This window comes from Sphingomonas sp. 66-10, assembly GCF_001897045.1.
In the GTDB taxonomy this organism is placed as follows: domain Bacteria; phylum Pseudomonadota; class Alphaproteobacteria; order Sphingomonadales; family Sphingomonadaceae; genus Sphingomonas; species Sphingomonas lycopersici.
Genome location: NZ_MKRR01000154.1, coordinates 1 through 18,119 on the forward strand (window position 1 = coordinate 1; position 18,119 = coordinate 18,119).

Genomic DNA, 18,119 nt, shown 5'->3' on the forward strand with positions numbered 1-18,119 from the left:
TGGGCAAGGCGATGATGGGCACCGGCGAGGCCGAGGGCGACGACCGCGCTTTGGTCGCCGCGCAGAAGGCGATCGCCAACCCGCTGCTCGACGGCGTGTCGATGCAGGGCGCCAAGGGCGTGATCATCTCGATCACCGGCGGCGAGGACATGCGCCTGCTCGAGGTCGACGAGGCCGCGAACCACATCCGCGAGCTGGTCGATCCCGAAGCCAACATCATCTGGGGATCGGCGTTCAACCCCGAGCTCGAAGGCAAGATCCGCGTCTCGGTCGTCGCGACCGGGATCGAGGCCGAAGCGCGCACCGAGGCCCCCGCGGCCGAGCCGGCGCGCGCCTTCACCTTCTCCGCGCCGCGTCGCAGCGAGCCGGCCGCCCCGGCTGCCGCGCCGAAGGAGGAGGCCGCCGCGGCCGAGCCTGCTGCGGTCGAGACCCCGGCGCCTGAGGCGAAGCCTGCGCCGACCGAGGCCGCCGCGCCGCCGGCCGAGCCCGCCGACGACGAACTGCTGCTCGGCGCCGAGACGATCGTGCCCGAGCCGGCGCCCGCCGCGACCCCGCCGGCCGCCGCTGAGCAGCCCAAGGTGTTCGACGACGAAGCGCCCGCGCAGGCGCCACGCCGCCGCTGGCTGTCGTCGGGCGCCGATGCCGAAGAGGAGGCCGCGCCGGCACCACGCGTCAAGCTCGGCGGCACCCTGTTCGAGCGGATGCAGAACGCCTCGCGCGGGGCGCAGCGCCCCGAGGACGGCGAGGGCAAGGATTCGCTCGATATCCCGCGGTTCCTGCATCGTCAGAACAACCAGTAAGCGCGCATTCGGGGAGCGCCGCCGGCGTTGGCCGCGCCGCTCCCCCGGATCGCCGTGTGTCGCTTCCGGTCGGTCGCGACCGGTGCTGGCGGGGCGTGGCTGCACTCGTTAAGGAGGGTGGCATTCCGCCTTTCGACAAGAGAATTTTCCTGACGCGATGAGTCGCCCGATTTCCTTCGCATTCCTGCTGCTGACATCGGTCGCCGCGACCGCGCCGGCGGCGGTTGCCGCCCAGCTCCAGATGGTCCAGCCGCTGCCGCCGCGCGGGGTGCTCTCCGACGCCGACAAACTGGCCGAGGCGATGCGCACTCTGGGTGCAAACCCGCGCGATCTCAATGCGTTGATCGAGGCTGGCGAACTCTCGCTGACGCTCGGCGATCCCACCGCCGCCGCCACGTTGTTCAAGCGCGCCGACCAGATCGATCCGATGAACGGCCGGGTGAAGGCCGGGATGGCGCGCATCCTTGTCCAGCAGGAGCGGCCGGGCGAGGCGCTGCGCTATTTCGACCAGGCGGCGGGCTATGGGCTCGATCCGCGCACCTTCGCGGGGGATCGCGGGCTCGCCTATGATCTGATCGGCGAGCAGCAGCGCGCGCAGCGCGACTATCGCCTTGCGCTTCAGGCCGGGCCGCAGGACGAGGTGCAGCGCCGCTACGCGCTGTCGCTGGCGATTTCCGGGCGACAGGACGAAGCGCTCAAGCAGATCGAGCCCCTGGTGCGCAAAAGCGATCGCGGCGCGTGGCGCGCGCGCGCCTTCATCCTCGCGATGGGCGGAGACGTGGCGGGCGCGGAGAAGATCGCGAGCACGATGATGCCGCCGAGCATGGCGAGCGGGCTCGCCGGCTTCTTCCAGCAACTGCCGAAGCTTGCGCCGGTCGACAAGGCATTTGCGGTGCATTTCGGCGAAGTCCGCGCGAGCGCGGCGCGGCTCGCCGATGCGCGGATGACGCCGCCGCTACCGCCGCTGCCGCCGGAAACCACCAGCGCGCCGGTGCGTGTCGCCGCCGCCCCGCCGCCCCCGCAGCCCTCCGCCGCCGAGCGCGAGCGCGACCGCGACCGCCGCCAGCGTGAACGCGATCGTCGCCGCGGCAAGGTCGCGCCGGTCGTGCCGGTCGCCGCGCCGCCTGCGCAGGTGGCGAGCCAGCCCAATCTGCCCGAGCCGCCGCGCTATCCCGGCAGCGGTGTGGTGTTCGGCGCGCCGCAGGAAGTGTCGCAGAAGCTGCCGCCGCGCACCTATCCGCCGCAGCTTGCGCAGCGCGATGCCACGCCGCCGTCGCCGCGACAGGTCGCCAGCGCCGCGCCTCGCCCGGTCGAATCGTCGTCGCCGGCGATCCCGAGCGTGCCGCGCGCCGAGTCGATCGCACCGCCGCCCGCAGCCCCGGCGCCCGCGCCGGTGGAAACCGCCGCCGCGGCTGCGCCCGTGCCGCAGATCGTGACCCCGACCACCCCCGTTTCGCCCAAGGCGAGCGAGGATACGATCCTCGCGCGGATCATCGCGGGGATTTCGGTGCCGCAATCCGAGCTGCACGAGCGCCCGGCGCCCGTCACCGCGCCGCCGCCGCCCGCCGAATCGCCCGCGGTGCGCGTCGCGCCGCACCGTGAGGTGGCGCAGACGCTGCCGCCGCGCGCTGTCGTCCGCACCCCGCCCAAACCGGCGCGCGAGGAGAGCGAGGCGACGCCGCCGGTCAAATCATCGTCGCGCGCCGCGCGCGGCAAGGCGGTGGACGAGGCCGCCGCGGAGGAGACCCGGGCCACGTCCGCAACTGGCCGCGCCCGGACCGCGGCCAAGAATCTCGCAATGGTCGATCTCGCGGAGGTCCGCGACAAGCCCGCAGGCGGCCGCAAGGCATCGGCCAAGGCCGACGAAGAGGCGGATCAGGCTGCCGGTGCCGAGGCCAAGCCCGCGAAGAAGCAGACCGCCGCCGAGCGCAAGGCGGAAGCGGCCAAGAAGCTCGCCGCCGCCAAGAAGGCCGAGGAAGCCAAGCAGGCCGCCGAGGAGCGCAAGGCCGCCAAGGCGCAGCCGTCGCGGATCTGGGTGCAGGTCGCGGGCGGGGCTAATGAGAGCGATCTGCCCAAGGCCTGGGCCAAGGCGCAGGCCAAGAGCAGCACGCTCAACGGCAAGCACGCCTATACGACGCCGCTGCGCGCCACCAACCGCGTCGTCACCGGCCCGTTCAAGAGCGAGGCCGAAGCGCGCGCGATGGTCAACAAGCTGCGCAAGGAGGGGATCGAGGCGTTCACCTTCACCAGCACCGCCGGCCAGAAGATGACCAAGATCGAGGGCAAATGAGCCGCGCGCTCGCGCCCTGCGCGTCCGATCCGGCGCGCGGGCGCGGGCGGCTCCACGCGGAGGAGGGCGGCGCGACGCGCGGCCCGCGCGACGATTATCAGCGCGATCGCGATCGCATCATCCACTCGATCGCGTTCCGCCGGCTGCGCCACAAGACTCAGGTGTTCCTCGCCCCCGACGGCGATCACTTCCGCGTCCGGCTGACCCACAGCCTGGAAGTGGCGCAGATCGGGCGGACGATCGCGCGGTCGCTTGGCGTTAACGAGGATCTGACCGAGGCGATCTGTCTCGCGCACGATATCGGCCACCCGCCGTTCGGCCATGCCGGCGAGGATGCGCTCAAGGCGGCGACGCTCGCCGAGGGGGGATTCGATCATAACGGCCATACGCTGCGCACGCTGATGCGGATCGAGCGCTCCTATCCGCGGTTCGACGGGCTCAACCTGACGTGGGAGACGCTGGAGGGGCTCGCCAAGCACAATGGCCCGGTGCGGCATCCCGGCTGGGCGCTGGCCGAGGCGGATGCGGCGGCGGGGCTGGAACTCGGCACCTGGCCCAGCCTCGAGGCGCAGATCGCGGCGATCGCCGACGACATCGCCTATGACAATCACGATATCGACGACGGGCTGCGCGCCGGCCTCCTGAGCCCCGAGCAATTGCACGCGGTGCCGCTGGTCGCACGCGGCTGGGCGGCGGCGAAGACGCGCTTTCCCGATATCTCCGACCGGCGGCTGTCGCGCGAGCTGGTGCGGCAGCAGATTGGCGCGATGGTGCTCGATCTGATCGGCGAGACGCGGCGGCGGATCGCCGAATCGGGGGTGCGCGACGCGGCCGACGTGCGCGCCGCGGCGCGCGCGCTCGTCGCCTTCTCCGATGCGATGCGCGAGGAGGAGCGCGATCTGAAGCGCTTCATGTACGCCAATCTCTATCACCACCCGCGCCAGCTCGAGGCCGCGGCGGCGGCGCATCGCGTGGTGGCGGGGCTGTTCGCCGCGCTGCGCGCCGATCCGCTGCTGATGCCCGAAGAATGGCGCGCGGCGCTACCGGCGGAGGAGCCAGCGCTCAGCCGCCATATCGCCGATTATATCGCGGGGATGACCGATCGTTACGCGATCCGCGAATATGAACGCGTGGTCGGCCCGGCCGAGATGCCCGAGGGGTTTTAGAAATCTCCGTCATTCCCGCGAAGGCGGGAATCCATAAGCACAACCGTCTGCGATTCTATCGCCGGAGCCAGCCAGAATGGATTCCCGCCTTCGCGGGAATGACGGGGAAGGGGCTCAGTTCTTCAGCTTCCACCCGCGCCGCAGCGCGACGTAGCACAGCAGCCCGAGCGCGATATCGAGCGCGAGGATCACCACGCTGCCCACCAGCACCGGCGAATCGGCGGTGCCGAGGAAACCGTAGCGGAAGCCCGAGATGATGTAGAAGAACGGGTTCACATGGCTGAACGCGCGGAAGGCGGGCGCGAGATGGTCGACCGAATAGAAGGTGCCCGAGAGGAGCGAAAGCGGCGCGATGACGAAATTGGTCACCGCCGCGGCATGATCGAATTTCTCCGCCCAGATCGAGGTCAGCACCCCGAGGAAGGCGAGGAACGCCGCGCCGAGGAAGCCGAACCAGATCACCGCGACCGGATGCACCGGGGTGACATGGACGCCCGGATAGAGCGCCATCGCCGCCCAGCAGATCAGCCCGACGAGGAAGGCGCGGGTCATCGCCCCGCCGACCAGCGCCGTCAGCAGCTCCAGATTGGAGAGCGGCGGCTGGAGATAATCGACGATCGTCCCCTGGATCTTGCCGACCAGCAGCGAGAAGCTGGCATTGGCGAAGGCAGGGTTCATCATCCCCTGGCTGATGATCAGCCCGGGGGCGATGAAATCGGCGAAGGGGATGTCGATTCCGCCGACATGCACCGGGCGTTTCGCCCCTGTCGCGATCGTGAAAACGATCAGGAACAGCAAGGTGGTGGCGGCCGGCGCCCATACAGTCTGGAGGTGCACCTTGAAGAACCGGCGCACCTCCTTCACATAGAGGGTCTTCAGGCCGCCCCAATTGACGTTTCGGATCACCGGAACGCCCGGTGCGTTTCTGATCGCCGACGGATTATGGCCGATTGGGGGATGGCTGCTCATCACGCATGCGGGTAGACGCTGCGGCGAGCGGCTGCAACCCGGCCGCCAACGAGGGAAGATTATGTCGTGGACCGAGGAGCGTATCCAGACGCTCAAGACCATGTGGGAAGGCGGGCAGACCGCGAGCCAGATCGCCGAGGCGCTGGGCGGGGTCAGCCGTAATGCCGTGATCGGCAAGGCGCATCGCCTCGGGCTGCAGTCGCGCCCGTCGCCGGTCGTGCCGAAGGAGGCCGAGGCGAAGGCGCCGTCCGCGCCCGCCGCCGCCCCGGCGCCGCGCGCGCCGTCGCCGCCGGTCGCCGCTGCGCCCGCGGCACCGCCGGCGCCGCCGGCTGCCCCTGTTGCGGCGGCGCCCGCGGCACCGCGCGCGTCGGAGCCCAAGCCGATCACGATCACCACCGATCTGTCGCCGCGCACGCCGTCGGACCAGCAGCCGGTGCTGCGCTCGGTCGGGCCGGGCGGTTTCGTGCGTCAGGCGCCGGGCGAGCAGCAGCCGCCGATCGCCCCCGCGCCGCCGCGCCGACTCGTCCCCGCCAAGCCCTCGCCCGAGATCGCCGGCAAGACCAGCCTGCTCGATCTCAACGACAAGGTTTGCAAATGGCCGCTCGGCCACCCCGGTGAGCCCGATTTCCACTTCTGCGGCGACAAGGTGAACCCCGGTTTCCCTTATTGCGTCGAGCATTGCGGCCACGCCTATCAGGCGCAATTGCCGCGTCGTGACCGTCGCGCCCCGCCGCTGCCGTTCGGCGGCCCGCGGATGCGCTGATAGGCATTCGCTAGTTCTTCTCCCCTCCCTTGAACAAGGGAGAGGTCGGGGGTGGGTTGGCCCGCGAGGCTACCGTTGCGCGCGCCTCATACCCACCCACCCCCAGCCCTACTTTCACCGGGGAGGGGAGTTAAGGGAAATGGGTGCATCGCCATTCGAGCCATTGTCGCTGCGTATTTAAGTCAATGTTAATAGGGAAATGGGACCTTCCTCTCTCATGAGGGGGGGGTCTCATGGCACGTCATGTCGTTCGGTTTTTTCCCAACGATTCGCGCGGCGCGAGCCTGGTTGAATTCGCGCTGATCGCACCGCTCTTGATGATGATCCTGCTGGGGATACTCGGCTACGGCCAGTATTTCCTGCTTGCGCATAGCGCGCAGCAGATCGCGAATGACGCCGCGCGGGCGACGGTCGCCGGGATGAGCAGCGCCGAGCGTCAATCGCTCGCCCAGGCCGCGCTGACGCGCGAGCTTCCCAATCTGCCGGAGGTCGCCAGCGCGACGCTGTCGGTGAGCGAGTCGCTGCCGTCGGTGACGGTGCAGGTGCGAGTCGATGCCAGCCGGATCGGCCTGTACCGGCTCAATTTGCTGCCGATGCCCGATCCGACGATCGTTCGCAGCGCGGTGATCCAGCAGGGCGGTGTCCTGTGATGTGGCCGCATCCCCTCCGTTTGCTCCGCGATCGCCGCGCGGGCGCCGGGATATTGGTCGCGGCGGCGCTGCCGGTGGTGATCGGGATGGCCGCTTTCGCGGTCGATCTCGGCGCGGTGCAGCTTGATACCCGGCGGCTGCAGGGGGTGGCGGATGCCGCCGCGCTCGCCGCGGCGTCGGGCGATCCGACCAAGGCGCAGGTGACGGCGCAGGCGGCGGTCACCGCCGCCGGCTTTCCGCGATCGGTGACAGCGCAGGTCATTCCCGGCAATTACGTACAGGATGCGTCGATCGCGGCCGCGTCGCGCTTCACCCCGTTGAGCAACGGCAGCGGCAACGCCATGCGGGTCGTGCTGCAATCGACCTCGCCGACCTTCTTCGCGCGGATTTTCGGCAAGACCAATATCGTCATCTCGCGCCAGGCGACCGCGGCGCAACAGCGTTATGCGGCCTTCTCGATCGGGTCGCGGCTGGCGAGCCTCAACGGCGGGCTGCTCAATTCGTATCTCTCCGCGCTGACCGGCAGCAATGTCTCGCTGTCGGTGATGGATTATCAGTCGCTGGTCGGCGCCGATGTCGATCTGTTGCGCTTCCTGCCGCTGCTGCGCACCTCCGCCGGGCTGAAGGCGCTGACGTTCGGCGACGTGCTCAACAGCAATGTCTCGACGCCGCAGGTGCTCAACGCGATCGCCTCCGCGCTGTCGGCGGACGGCCAGCCGGCGGCGGCGACCGCGATCAAGAATCTGCTCAACGTCAGCGGCGGGCAATCGCTCACCTTGTCCGCGCTGATCGATGCCGGGCCGTTCGCGACGCAGAGCGAGGGCGGGACCGGGCTCGCCAAGGTCAATGCGCTGGCGATGGCCACCGCGGTGCTCCAGCTCGCGTCGCAGCAGCGACAGGTGGCGCTCGATCTGGGCGCGAGCGTGCCGGGGCTCGCCTCGACCAAGGTATTTCTGGCGGTGGGCCAGCGGCAGGCGCAATCGCCGTGGATCACGATCACCGCATCGGGCGCGCCGATCCTCCACACCGCGCAGACGCGGCTCTTCGTCCAGGCCCAGCTCGCACCGACGCTGATCTCCGGGCTGGGCGGGCTGGTCTCGATCAACCTGCCGCTGTTCGTCGAGCTCGCCGGCGCGGAGGGGCGGCTCAACGCGATCAACTGCGCCGGCGGGACGACGCCGAGCACGACGCTCGACGCCCGGACCGATGCGGTGCGCGCCGCGATCGGCAACATCAACACCTCGGCGCTCAACGATTTTTCCACGCCGATCAACCCGACGGAAACCACGCTGGTCCACGCCTTGCTGGTCGACGTGGTCGGCAGCAGCAACATCTCGACCGGGGCAAGCGAACCGTGGCAGCAGCTGACCTTCGGCCTGCCCGCGATCCAGGCCGGGCAGAGCCAGACGATCAGCCAGACGGTGCCGGTCAACGGGCTCGCCACCTCGCTGGTCCAGCAGGCTAATCTGGCGGTGGTGCTCGCCGGCCTGCGGGTGCCGGTCTCGCCGCTGCTCCAGCCGGTGACCTCGGCGCTGCAGCTCGTCTCGCCCGCGCTCGATACGTTGCTGATGACCGTCACCGGCACATTGGGGGTGGGGATCGGCCAGGCCGATCTGCGCGTCACCGGGATGCGCTGCGGCGCGGCGGTGCTGGTGGGGTAAATGCCCTCGACCGTCGAGCCGCGTCCGGCATGACGGCGAAGGTCGGACGCCGGGGTTTGCTGTCGCCGCGCGCCCCGATATAGCCGTTCCATGTCCGACGATCTGTTCGCTTCCCCCTCTTCCGCCACCGCCAACAGCTACGACGCCTCGTCGATCGAGGTGCTCGAAGGGCTGGAGCCGGTGCGGCGGCGCCCCGGCATGTATATCGGCGGCACCGACGAGCGCGCGCTGCACCACCTCGCGGCCGAAGTGCTCGACAATGCGATGGATGAGGCGGTTGCGGGCCATGCGACGCGGATCGAGGTGACGCTGGCGGTCGGCAACCGGCTGACGATCGTCGACAACGGACGCGGGATGCCGGTCGATCCGCACCCCAAATTCCCCGGCAAGAGCGCGCTCGAGGTGATCCTCTCGATGCTCCACTCGGGGGGCAAGTTCACCGGCAAGGCCTATGCCACGTCGGGCGGGTTGCACGGCGTCGGCGTGTCGGTGGTCAACGCCTTGTCGTCGGACACGGTGGTCGAGGTGGCGCGCGACCGCCAGCTCTACCGCCAGAGCTTCTCGCGCGGGCAGACGCTGACCCCGCTGGAGACGGTCGGCGCGGCGCCCAACCGGCGCGGCACCTCGGTCTCCTTCACCCCCGACGAGGAGATTTTCGGGAGCGAGCTGCATTTCAAACCGGCGCGGCTCTATCGGCTCGCGCGCTCCAAGGCCTATCTGTTCGCGGGCGTCGAGATCCGCTGGAAATGTGCCCCCGAGCTGATCACCGACGACACCCCGGCCGAGGCGGTGTTCCAATTCCCCGGCGGGCTCGCCGATCATCTGCGCGAACAGCTCGGCGGGCGCGAATGCGCGACCGCGGATTTCTTCGCGGGGACGCAGGAATTTCCCGACGGGCAGGGGCGGCTCGAATGGGCGGTGGCGTGGCCCTTGTGGTCCGACGGCAGCTATAGCTGGTATTGCAACACGATCCCGACGCCGGACGGCGGCACCCACGAACAGGGGCTGCGGCAGGCGCTGGTGCGCGGGCTTCGCGCGTTCGGCGAGCTGGTCGGCAACAAGCGCGCCAAGGATTTGAACGCCGACGACGTGATGGTCGGATCGGAGCTGATGCTCTCGGTGTTCATCCGCGATCCGCAATTCCAGTCGCAGACCAAGGACCGGCTGACCTCGCCCGAGGCGGCGGGGCTGGTCGAAAAGGCCGCGCGCGACCATTTCGATCATTTCCTCAGCGACAATATGGAACGCGGCAAGGCGCTGCTTGGCTATGTGCTCGAGCGGATGGACGATCGCCTGCGCCGCAAGCAGGAGCGCGAGGTCAAGCGCAAGACCGCCACCTCGGGGCGCAAATTGCGCCTCCCGGGCAAGCTCACCGATTGCGCCGCCGACAGCCCCGAGGGGACCGAGTTGTTCATCGTCGAGGGCGATTCGGCGGGCGGCTCGGCCAAGCAGGCGCGCGACCGCAAGACGCAGGCGATCCTGCCGATCCGCGGCAAGATCCTCAACGTCGCGTCGGCGACCTCGGCCAAGATCCTCGCCAATCAGGAAATCGCCGATCTGATCCAGGCATTGGGCTGCGGCACGCGCAAGGATTGTCTGGCGGACAACCTGCGCTACGAGCGCGTCATCATCATGACCGACGCCGATGTCGACGGCGCGCATATCGCGACGCTGCTGATGACCTTCTTCTTCCAGGAGATGCCCGATATCGTGCGCCGCGGGCACCTCTATCTCGCGCAGCCGCCGCTCTACCGCCTGACCGCGGGGAGCAAGTCGCTCTACGCGCGCGACGATGCGCACCGCGCCGAGATCGAGGCGGGGCCGTTCAAGGGCAAGAAGGTCGAGGTCGCGCGCTTCAAGGGGCTGGGCGAGATGAACCCGGGTCAGCTCCGCGAAACGACGATGGACAGCGCGACGCGCAGCCTGATCCGCATCACCCTGCCGCAGGAATATGAGGAGCGCGCCGGCGTGAAGGACCTGGTCGACCGGCTGATGGGCACCAACCCGGCGCACCGCTTCGCCTTCATCCAGGAAAATGCTGCGCGGATCGACGAGGAAACGATCGACGCGTGATGCCTCCGTCATTCCCGCGCAGGCGGGAATGACGGAAGAGAAGAGGGATCGAGCAGACAGCCGTAAATCCCTTCCACCCCGGCGCAGGCCGGGGTCCAGCATCGAACCGGTCGTAACTGGACCCCGGCCTTCGCCGGGGTGGTTGTGCGGGCCGAAAGGCGGGATGTTGACGCTCCGCCGCGCTCGCCGGTATTAGCGGCTTCCGGGCGACCCCTTTCCGGGGTCGCCCTTGCTCTTTTTGCAGGAGATGCCCCGTGACCATCACCGCCCTGATGCCCGTTTATCCCCGGTCGGGGGTGCGGCCGGTGCGAGGCGAGGGGGCGTATCTGTTCGGCGAGCGCGGCGAGAAATATCTCGATTTCGCCAGCGGCATCGCGGTCAATTGCCTCGGCCACGGCCACCCGAAGCTGGTCAAGGCGATCGCCGATCAGGCGGCGACGCTGATGCATGTCAGCAACCTCTACGGCAGCCCGCAGGGCGAGCATTTCGCGCAGCGGCTGGTCGATGCGACCTTCGCCGATACGGTGTTCTTCACCAATTCGGGCGCCGAGGCGGTGGAATGCGCGATCAAGACCGCGCGGCGCTATCATTTCGCCAACGGCAACCCCCAGCGGCATGACCTGATCGCGTTCGATACCGCCTTCCACGGCCGGACGCTCGGGACGATCTCCGCGACCAACCAGCCCAAGATGCGCGACGGGTTCGAGCCGCTGCTGCCGGGCTTTAAATATGCCCAGTTCAACGATCTCGCCGGCGCGCTGGCGCTGATCGACGACAATACCGCCGGTTTCCTGGTCGAGCCGATCCAGGGCGAGGGCGGCATCCGCCCGGCGACGCAGGAATTCCTCCAGGGGCTGCGCAAGGCGTGCGACGAGCACGGCCTGCTGCTGGTGCTCGACGAGGTGCAGGCGGGCTATGGCCGCACCGGCAAATTGTTCGCGCATGAGCTTTACGGCATCACCCCCGATATCATGGCGGTGGCCAAGGGGATCGGCGGCGGCTTCCCGCTCGGCGCCTGCCTCGCGACCGAGGAGGCCGCCAAGGGGATGGTGATCGGCACCCACGGCTCGACCTATGGCGGCAACCCGCTGGCGATGGCGGCGGGCGAAGCGGTGCTCGACGTGATCCTCGAAGAAGGCTTCCTCGCCAATGTCGAGAAGATGGGCAACCGGTTGCGCCAGGCGCTCGAACAGATGATCCCCAACCATGATCATCTCTTCGCCGGGGTGCAGGGCCACGGGCTGATGCTCGGGCTCAGGCTCAAGAGCGACAGTCGCCGCTTCGTCGCGCATGCGCGCGACAATCATGGGCTGCTGCTGGTCGCGGCGGGCAACAATGTCGTCCGCATCCTGCCGCCGCTCAACATCGACGACAGCCATGTCGCCGAATGTATCGAGCGGCTGAGCGAGGCGGCGCGGGTCTACGTCCCGGCGGCCGACGATTGAGGTGACGCCCGGCGTGCCGGGCGGCTTCTCGGGGGAGATATCATGACCATCCGTCATTTCCTGAATCTGTCCGACGCGGGTGCGGACGGCGTCGCCGCGATGCTGGCCGATGCGATCGACCGCAAGGCGGCGCGCGTGGGACTGCCCAAGGGCGCGCCCGACGCCGATGCGCCGCTCGCCGGCCGCGTGCTGGCGATGGTGTTCGAAAAGAATTCGACGCGCACCCGCTTCAGCTTTGACATGGCGATCCGCCAGCTCGGCGGCACCTCGATCGTCGCCGATGCGGGGACGATGCAGATCGGGCGCGGCGAGACGATCGCCGATACCGCGCGGGTGCTGTCGGGCTATGTCGACGCGATCATGATCCGCACCGACGATCATGCCAAGATCGAGGAAATGGCGGCGCACGCCAGCGTGCCGGTGATCAACGGGCTCACCGATGCCTCGCACCCGTGCCAGATCGTCGCCGACCTCCAGGCGATCCTCGAACACGGCAAGGCGCTGCCCGGGCTCAAGGTGGCGTGGCTGGGCGACGGCAACAATGTGCTCGCCTCGATCATGGAGGCGGCCGGGCTGCTCCATTTCGACGTGGTCGCGGCCTGCCCGCAGGGCTTCATGCCGAGCGACGCCGATGTCGCGCTGGGCAAGGGCCGCGCGCGCATCGTCGCCGATCCGCGCGAGGCGGCGGCGGGGGCCGACGTGATCGTCACCGATACCTGGATCTCGATGGGGCAGGCGCATGCCGAAACCAAGCTCAAGGCGATGATGCCCTATCAGGTCGATGCGGCGCTGATGGCGCAGGCCAAACCCGATGCGGTGTTCCTCCACTGCCTCCCCGCGCATCGCGGTGAGGAAGTGACCGCCGAGGTGATCGACGGGCCGCAGTCGCTGATCTGGGAAGAGGCGGAAAACCGGCTCCACGCGCAGAAGGCGGTGCTCCGCTGGTGCTTCGGACAGATCGGTTGATCGCCAACCGATAATCCCCATTTAAGCCCGGTTCGCCGGCGCTTCGTCCCGGCCGGTGCCGGGATGAGGGCTGATTCTTGATGGCTGACGCTAACCATATCGACGTCGATCGCGCGCTCGGTTTCGCGATTCCGGGGCGCAGCGCGCGCGGCCGTGTTGTGCGGCTGGGGCAGGTGGCGACCGATATCCTGTCCGCGCATGCTTATCCCCCCGCGATCGAGGCGCTGCTGGCCGAGGCTTTGGCACTGGGCGCGCTGATCGGCTCGACGCTCAAGGACGATGCCGGCCAGCTCACGCTCCAGGCGCAGACCGACAATGGCGTCGTGCGGCTGCTCGTGGTCGATTATCGCGCGGGAGAATTGCGCGGCTATGTCGATTACGACGCCGACCAGCTTGCCGCCGCGCCGGCCGAGCCGACCTTGTTCGCGTTGTTCGGGCAGGGCTATCTCGCGATCACCTTCGACATGGCGACCACCGGCGAGCGCTATCAGGGCATCGTTCCGCTTGACGGCGCGACGCTGACCGAGGCGGCGGAGAATTATTTCGTCCGCTCGGAGCAGATCCCCAGCCTGTTGCGCGTCGGGGTGCAGCGCGTGGGCGGCCGCATCGTCGCGGGTGGGCTGTTCCTCCAGTATCTGCCCGAGGGCGAGGAGGGGCGCGAGCGGCTGCATGTGCGGCTCGATCATCCCGAATGGGAGCATGTCGCCGCGCTCGGCGCGACGATGGGGGCGGACGAACTCGCCGATCCGACGCTGCCGCTCGAAAATCTCGTGTGGCGGCTGTTCAACGAGGAAGCCGAGGTGCGCGTGCTCGCGGCGATCCCGCTGACGCGCGGCTGTCGCTGCAACCCGGAGCATATCCTGTCGGTGATCGCGAAATTCCCGGCCGAGGAGCAGCGCGAGATGGCCGATGAAAAGGGCGTGATCGCGGTCGATTGCAAATTTTGTTCGAAAATTTTCCCGGTTCGGCTCGATTCCCTGGCCGCGTAGCGGTCAGGCGGTCTTGGATTGCGGTGAATCGTTGATATGTTTCGCTCGTGAAAAGATTCGGCTTTCTTCGTCCGGCGGCACTGCTGGTGGTTGCGCTCAGCGCGGGCGCGCTGGCGCAGAATGTGCGCATGGCGGCGCTCGGCAATGTCGAGCGCGGCAATTGGGGTTTGCACGAGATCGGCCACCGCGGTGCCGCCGCGCGGGAGATTTGCGTGCGCGATCCGCGGCAATTGCTCCAGCTGATGCATGGCCCGGCGCAATGCCCGCAATATGTGATCGAGAACGCGCCCAATAAGGTGACGGTGCAATATCAATGCCCCGGCGCCGGCTATGGCCGGACGACGATCAAGGTCGAGGATCGCAACCTGATCCGCCTCCAGACGCAGGGTCTGGTGAAGGGCGCGCCGTTCGATCTCGATTACGAGGGGCGGCTCGCCGGAAAATGTTGATCCCGGTGAGTGCGTTAGGAAGCTGTTAAGCCTTATCGGCTAGACGGGAGTGGTGCTTTTTTACGTGGAGCACGTTCTCTCCCTGATCCGGCCGGCGACGGCCGTGAATCCTTCGGGTCGCCTTCGGGCGGCCCTTTTTCTTGCGCGACGCGCGGCGAGACCCTAGCTGACGTTTTCTTATGACAAGCCAATCCCCGCTGGCGGTCGTCCTGGTTTCGGGCGGCCTCGATTCACTGGTTTCCGCCGCTTTGGCGCGCGAGGCCGGTTTTCGCGTGCTCGCGCTGTCGGTCGACTATAATCAGCGGCACCAGGTCGAGCTCGCCGCGGCGCGGCGCGTCGCGAAGATGCTGGGGGCGGAACGGCATGTCGTGCTCCCGCTCGATCTGCGCGCGTTCGGCGGCTCGGCGCTGACCGACGATATCGACGTGCCGAAGGACGGCGTGGGGGAGGGGATTCCGATCACCTATGTCCCCGCGCGCAACACGATCTTCCTCAGCCTCGCGCTCGGCTGGGCCGAGGCGAGCGGCGCGCGCGACATCTATGTCGGGGTCAATGCACTCGATTATTCGGGCTATCCCGATTGCCGGCCCGAATTCATCGCCGGGTTCGAGACGCTTGCCGAGCTCGCCACCAAGGCGGGGGTCGAGGGCACGCCGTTCCGCATCCGCGCGCCGCTGCAGATGATGACCAAGGCCGATATCGTGCGCGAAGGCGCGCGGCTCGGCATCGAGATGGGGGTGAGCTGGTCATGTTACGATCCCGCGCCCGGCGGGCTGCATTGCGGGCTGTGCGATAGCTGCCGGCTGCGCCACAAGGGGTTCGAGGATGCCGGTGTGCCCGATCCGACCGCTTATGCGGTCACCCCGCCGGCGCCGTGACATGAGCTACGCGGTCAAGGAAATGTTCCTGACCCTCCAGGGCGAGGGCGTGCAGGCCGGGCGGCGCGCGGTGTTCGTGCGCTTCGCCGGCTGCAACCTGTGGTCGGGCCGCGAGGAGGATCGCGCGACCGCGATCTGCCGTTTCTGCGATACCGATTTCGTCGGGATGGACGGCGCGGGCGGCGCGCGCTTCGCCGATGCGGCAGCGCTGGCGGCAGCGGCGGCGGCGATGTGGGACGGCGATACCGCCGAGCGCTTCGCGGTGCTGACCGGGGGCGAGCCAATGCTGCAGGTCGACGACGCCTTGGTCGATGCGCTCCACGCGGCGGGCTTCGCGATCGCGATCGAGAGCAACGGTACCCTGCCGGTCCACCCCGGGATCGACTGGGTGTGCATCAGCCCCAAGGCCGGCAGCGAGACGGTGCAACGCTCGGGCGACGAGCTCAAACTCGTCTGGCCGCAGCCGGGCAGCGATGTCGATGCGATGGAGCGCTGGGATTTCGCGCACCTGCTCGTCCAGCCGCTCGACGATCCGCACGCCGAGGCGAACCGCGCGGCGGCGATCGCCTTCGTGATGCAGCGGCCGCGCTGGCGGCTGACGCTCCAGACGCACAAGATGCTGGGGTTGCGTTAAGACGCATTGAGGGGCGAAACCCGAACCTTCCCAAACCGTCCACCCCGGCGCAGGCCGGGGGCCAGTGTCGGGCCGGTCGTAACCGGACCCCGGCCTGCGCCGGGGCGGCAGGGGATAGTAATTCCGATCGACCGCTTCGTCTCAGCGCTGCGCGATACCCGTGCCCGCGGGCGGGAAATTCTGCGCGCCGCACTTCTTGACCTGCCACTCGCCGTTCTTCCAGCAGATCGGATCGAGCCGCGGCAGCGTCGTCTGCGGCCAGACGAAGCGCGGGAAGCGCTGCTCGCCCCACGGCGTCAGGCTGTTGCGCAATTCGCGGATCCGCTGGAGCGCGACCGTGCCGAAGCCGCCGCGCGGCGCGAAAACGATATCGCGGCCGACGTCATTGGCGGCGAGGCAGAAATTATATTGTGCGGCAACCGTGGTGAAGCTCGAATAGGTCTTGGTGCCGAACTGGTCGAGCGCGTTCTGCGCGGCCTTGGGCGTCTTGTTGTTGCGCGCGAAATATTTGCCGAGCACGTCCCAAGAACGTTTCAGCTCGACCTTATGATCGACGAGCATCGCATTGTAATTGCTCACCGCCAGCAGGGTCGGCTCGAACTGGCATTGCAGCGCGGCGACGTTCAGCGCGGCACGCACGTTCCATATGATCGCGGCTTTCGCCTCCTCCGGGGTGGCCCCCGGCAGCGACGGGCCGAGCCCGGTTTCGGTGCCGGTTACCGGCTGGCCGGAGACGTCCTTGGCCTGCATGAAGAATTGCGCGGCGGCAGGCCCGGCCATCAAGAGAGCCCCCGCGGCTGCTCCCGCTCCGATGATCCGCCCCAACGACATTCCAGGTCCTCCCACGCTACGCGCGGGATTCTAGGCCGATTGGGCCGCCAACCCAACCCCGATTCGTCACAACGTTGACTCGATCCGTCGCATTGCGCTTGCCCGGCGTGTCATGGCCCGTCCCCGCCAATGAGAAGGGCCGCCCGGTCGCCCGGACGGCCCCTTTCTTTTCCTGATTGCCTTGCGGCCTATCAATGGGCGTTGCCCGGCGCAGCCGCATTGGCATCGGCCGCACCCGCGTCGTTCGCCATCGCGCCAGCGTTCATGGAGCTGTCGACCGCGGTCATGTTGTCGCTGGTGGTGTCCATGCCCTCGGTGGCGTTCATGTCGGTAATCGTGGTGTTCTCGGTGCTGGTCTCGGTCTTCGAGCCACAGGCCGAGACGGCCAGAGCCGCCGCCGCAATGGCCGTACCGGTCAGGATCTTGGAAATAGCACGCATTGAAAGCTCCCTAGACAGTAGATTTGGACGGCAGCTTGGCCATTAATCCCCAAATCGAGGGGGACATTAGTCGCATCTGGCCGCGCTCTCAAGTCTCGTTTTCACGAGCACAAGAAAGCCTTTCGAGAAATCGGTCCCGCGTCAACGCCAAAGCCGCGTCAAAGGTTGCAAGATTATGTGGTGCGCCAAGCATTTCCGCGCTGGTGACGGGATATTCGGCGATCCCGCACGGCACGATCCCGCCGAAATCGGCGAGGTTCGGCGAGAGGTTCACCGAAAAGCCGTGAAAGGTCACCCAACGCCGCACGCGCACCCCGATCGCGCCGATCTTCGCCTCGTGCCCCGCGCGATCGATCGTCCAGATGCCGATCCGCCCCGGCGCGCGGAAGCTTTCGATCCCCAGCTCGGCCAGCGCATCGATCACCCAGCCTTCGACCGAATGGACGAAATGCCGCACGTCGCGCCCGCGCCGCGTGAGATCGAGCATCAGATAGCCGACGCGCTGCCCCGGCCCGTGATAGGTGTAACGCCCGCCGCGCCCGGCGCTGACCACCGGGAAACGGGGGTCGATCAGCTCGGCGGGATCCGCGCTGGTGCCCGCGGTATAGACCGGGGGATGCTCGACCAGCCAGATCAGCTCGCCGGCCTCTCCCGCGGCGATCGCGGCGGCGCGCGCCTCCATCTCGGCCAGCGCGGCGGTATAATCGGTAAGCCCGGGCGATACGCGCCATTCGATCGCGGCTGATGGGTTGGCTGCTTGGTCCACGCGCGCCCAGATGCGACCGCGACGCTCGATTGGCAAGCGCGGGGGCAATGGGTTACAGGTGGCGCATGATGATACGGATCGGCACGGTTTGGGATCGAACGTGCGAAGTGATCGCTGGCCGCGCCGGCCTGTTGGCATGGCTCGCCGGGCTGTTCCTGTTCCTGCCCTCGTTGCTGCAGACGATCCTGCGCTTCGTCGCGGCGAGCGGCGGGGCGGGGGGTGGCCTGCGTGTGCTTGCCGCGCTGGTCGGGCTGGCGGTGCTGGTGCTCGCCATCTGGGGCGTGCTGGCGATGACCGCGATGGCCAGCGACCCCGCGGTCGACCGGCATCGGGCGGGCGCGATCGCGCG

General features: G+C 68.4%; 16 protein-coding genes and 2 pseudogenes. 14 read left to right on the forward strand and 4 right to left on the reverse strand.

Features of this window, described 5'->3' with window-relative positions; translation table 11 throughout:
* From BGN95_RS23795 to BGN95_RS23805, 3 genes and pseudogenes are all read left to right on the forward strand, one after another.
* A pseudogene (locus BGN95_RS23795) lies at nt 1-800 on the forward strand (cell division protein FtsZ); the annotation flags it as partial.
* Between the two features lie 157 nt (nt 801-957).
* A complete protein-coding gene (locus tag BGN95_RS23800) occupies nt 958-3,090 on the forward strand; it encodes an SPOR domain-containing protein (RefSeq protein WP_286774239.1) in 2,133 nt (710 codons plus the stop codon).
* Nucleotides 3,087-4,256 carry a deoxyguanosinetriphosphate triphosphohydrolase gene (locus tag BGN95_RS23805; protein ID WP_265314437.1) on the forward strand — a complete coding sequence of 390 codons (1,170 nt, stop codon included), beginning with the start codon at nt 3,087-3,089 and terminating at the stop codon, nt 4,254-4,256. The genes BGN95_RS23800 and BGN95_RS23805 overlap by 4 nt, the downstream gene beginning before the upstream one ends.
* 114 nt (nt 4,257-4,370) lie before the next feature.
* Here the strand turns inward: BGN95_RS23805 and BGN95_RS23810 are convergent, their stop codons facing one another.
* Entirely contained in the window at nt 4,371-5,225 is an 855-nt protein-coding gene (locus BGN95_RS23810; RefSeq protein WP_265269073.1) for an ABC transporter permease, read from the reverse strand.
* A 61-nt stretch (nt 5,226-5,286) separates the two neighbouring features.
* Between BGN95_RS23810 and BGN95_RS23815 the strand changes: the two genes are divergently transcribed.
* From BGN95_RS23815 to queE, 10 genes are all read left to right on the forward strand, one after another.
* On the forward strand, nt 5,287-5,988 hold the full coding sequence (locus tag BGN95_RS23815; protein WP_286774240.1) for a GcrA family cell cycle regulator: 702 nt from the start codon (nt 5,287-5,289) through the stop codon (nt 5,986-5,988).
* 233 nt (nt 5,989-6,221) lie between these two features.
* Nucleotides 6,222-6,638, forward strand: a complete 417-nt coding sequence (locus tag BGN95_RS23820; RefSeq protein ID WP_179510790.1) for a TadE/TadG family type IV pilus assembly protein — start codon at nt 6,222-6,224, stop codon at nt 6,636-6,638.
* On the forward strand, nt 6,638-8,299 hold the full coding sequence (locus BGN95_RS23825) for a pilus assembly protein TadG-related protein (RefSeq protein ID WP_286774241.1): 1,662 nt from the start codon (nt 6,638-6,640) through the stop codon (nt 8,297-8,299). Before BGN95_RS23820 ends, BGN95_RS23825 begins: the two co-directional genes overlap by 1 nt.
* 90 nt (nt 8,300-8,389) lie before the next feature.
* Nucleotides 8,390-10,372 (forward strand): DNA topoisomerase IV subunit B, encoded by a 1,983-nt coding sequence (parE, locus tag BGN95_RS23830; protein WP_179510792.1) that lies wholly within the window; start codon nt 8,390-8,392, stop codon nt 10,370-10,372.
* A gap of 254 nt (nt 10,373-10,626) precedes the next feature.
* Nucleotides 10,627-11,817 (forward strand): aspartate aminotransferase family protein, encoded by a 1,191-nt coding sequence (locus tag BGN95_RS23835; RefSeq protein ID WP_179510794.1) that lies wholly within the window; start codon nt 10,627-10,629, stop codon nt 11,815-11,817.
* 42 nt (nt 11,818-11,859) lie between these two features.
* Complete coding sequence (argF, locus tag BGN95_RS23840) at nt 11,860-12,783, forward strand: ornithine carbamoyltransferase (RefSeq protein WP_265269076.1); 924 nt, start codon at nt 11,860-11,862, stop codon at nt 12,781-12,783.
* Between the two features lie 80 nt (nt 12,784-12,863).
* The gene (gene hslO / locus BGN95_RS23845) at nt 12,864-13,772 is read left to right on the forward strand and encodes an Hsp33 family molecular chaperone HslO (RefSeq protein WP_286774242.1); all 909 of its coding nucleotides are present in this window, start codon (nt 12,864-12,866) and stop codon (nt 13,770-13,772) included.
* A 47-nt stretch (nt 13,773-13,819) separates the two neighbouring features.
* A complete protein-coding gene (locus BGN95_RS23850; protein WP_265269078.1) occupies nt 13,820-14,221 on the forward strand; it encodes a hypothetical protein in 402 nt (133 codons plus the stop codon).
* Between the two features lie 179 nt (nt 14,222-14,400).
* On the forward strand, nt 14,401-15,099 hold the full coding sequence (queC, locus tag BGN95_RS23855) for a 7-cyano-7-deazaguanine synthase QueC (protein WP_265269079.1): 699 nt from the start codon (nt 14,401-14,403) through the stop codon (nt 15,097-15,099).
* Between the two features lies 1 nt (nt 15,100).
* Entirely contained in the window at nt 15,101-15,733 is a 633-nt protein-coding gene (queE, locus tag BGN95_RS23860) for a 7-carboxy-7-deazaguanine synthase (protein ID WP_265269080.1), read from the forward strand.
* Nucleotides 15,734-15,874: 141 nt separating this feature from the next.
* Here queE and BGN95_RS23865 read toward each other — a convergent pair whose 3' ends face one another.
* The 3 genes from BGN95_RS23865 to lipB all read right to left on the reverse strand — a co-directional run bounded on the left by BGN95_RS23865 (nt 15,875) and on the right by lipB (nt 17,770).
* Entirely contained in the window at nt 15,875-16,513 is a 639-nt protein-coding gene (locus BGN95_RS23865) for a hypothetical protein (protein ID WP_265269081.1), read from the reverse strand.
* Nucleotides 16,514-16,755: 242 nt separating this feature from the next.
* On the reverse strand, nt 16,756-17,004 hold the full coding sequence (locus BGN95_RS23870) for a hypothetical protein (RefSeq protein ID WP_265269082.1): 249 nt from the start codon (nt 17,002-17,004) through the stop codon (nt 16,756-16,758).
* An 88-nt stretch (nt 17,005-17,092) separates the two neighbouring features.
* Complete coding sequence (lipB, locus tag BGN95_RS23875; protein WP_265269083.1) at nt 17,093-17,770, reverse strand: lipoyl(octanoyl) transferase LipB; 678 nt, start codon at nt 17,768-17,770, stop codon at nt 17,093-17,095.
* A 107-nt stretch (nt 17,771-17,877) separates the two neighbouring features.
* Between lipB and BGN95_RS23880 the strand changes: the two are divergent.
* A pseudogene (locus tag BGN95_RS23880) lies at nt 17,878-18,119 on the forward strand (hypothetical protein); the annotation flags it as partial.

Bases quoted from the DNA above. Each gene is read 5' to 3' on its own strand.
- queC (WP_265269079.1), top strand. From the start codon at position 14,401: ATGACAAGCCAATCCCCGCTGGCGGTCGTCCTGGTTTCGGGCGGCCTC.
- hslO (WP_286774242.1), top strand. From the start codon at position 12,864: ATGGCTGACGCTAACCATATCGACGTCGATCGCGCGCTCGGTTTCGCG.
- BGN95_RS23810 (WP_265269073.1), bottom strand. From the start codon at position 5,225: ATGAGCAGCCATCCCCCAATCGGCCATAATCCGTCGGCGATCAGAAAC.
- BGN95_RS23815 (WP_286774240.1), top strand. From the start codon at position 5,287: ATGTCGTGGACCGAGGAGCGTATCCAGACGCTCAAGACCATGTGGGAA.
- BGN95_RS23870 (WP_265269082.1), bottom strand. From the start codon at position 17,004: ATGCGTGCTATTTCCAAGATCCTGACCGGTACGGCCATTGCGGCGGCG.
- BGN95_RS23805 (WP_265314437.1), top strand. From the start codon at position 3,087: ATGAGCCGCGCGCTCGCGCCCTGCGCGTCCGATCCGGCGCGCGGGCGC.
- argF (WP_265269076.1), top strand. From the start codon at position 11,860: ATGACCATCCGTCATTTCCTGAATCTGTCCGACGCGGGTGCGGACGGC.
- BGN95_RS23865 (WP_265269081.1), bottom strand. From the start codon at position 16,513: ATGGCCGGGCCTGCCGCCGCGCAATTCTTCATGCAGGCCAAGGACGTC.
- parE (WP_179510792.1), top strand. From the start codon at position 8,390: ATGTCCGACGATCTGTTCGCTTCCCCCTCTTCCGCCACCGCCAACAGC.
- BGN95_RS23820 (WP_179510790.1), top strand. From the start codon at position 6,222: ATGGCACGTCATGTCGTTCGGTTTTTTCCCAACGATTCGCGCGGCGCG.
- BGN95_RS23800 (WP_286774239.1), top strand. From the start codon at position 958: ATGAGTCGCCCGATTTCCTTCGCATTCCTGCTGCTGACATCGGTCGCC.
- queE (WP_265269080.1), top strand. From the start codon at position 15,101: ATGAGCTACGCGGTCAAGGAAATGTTCCTGACCCTCCAGGGCGAGGGC.
- BGN95_RS23825 (WP_286774241.1), top strand. From the start codon at position 6,638: ATGTGGCCGCATCCCCTCCGTTTGCTCCGCGATCGCCGCGCGGGCGCC.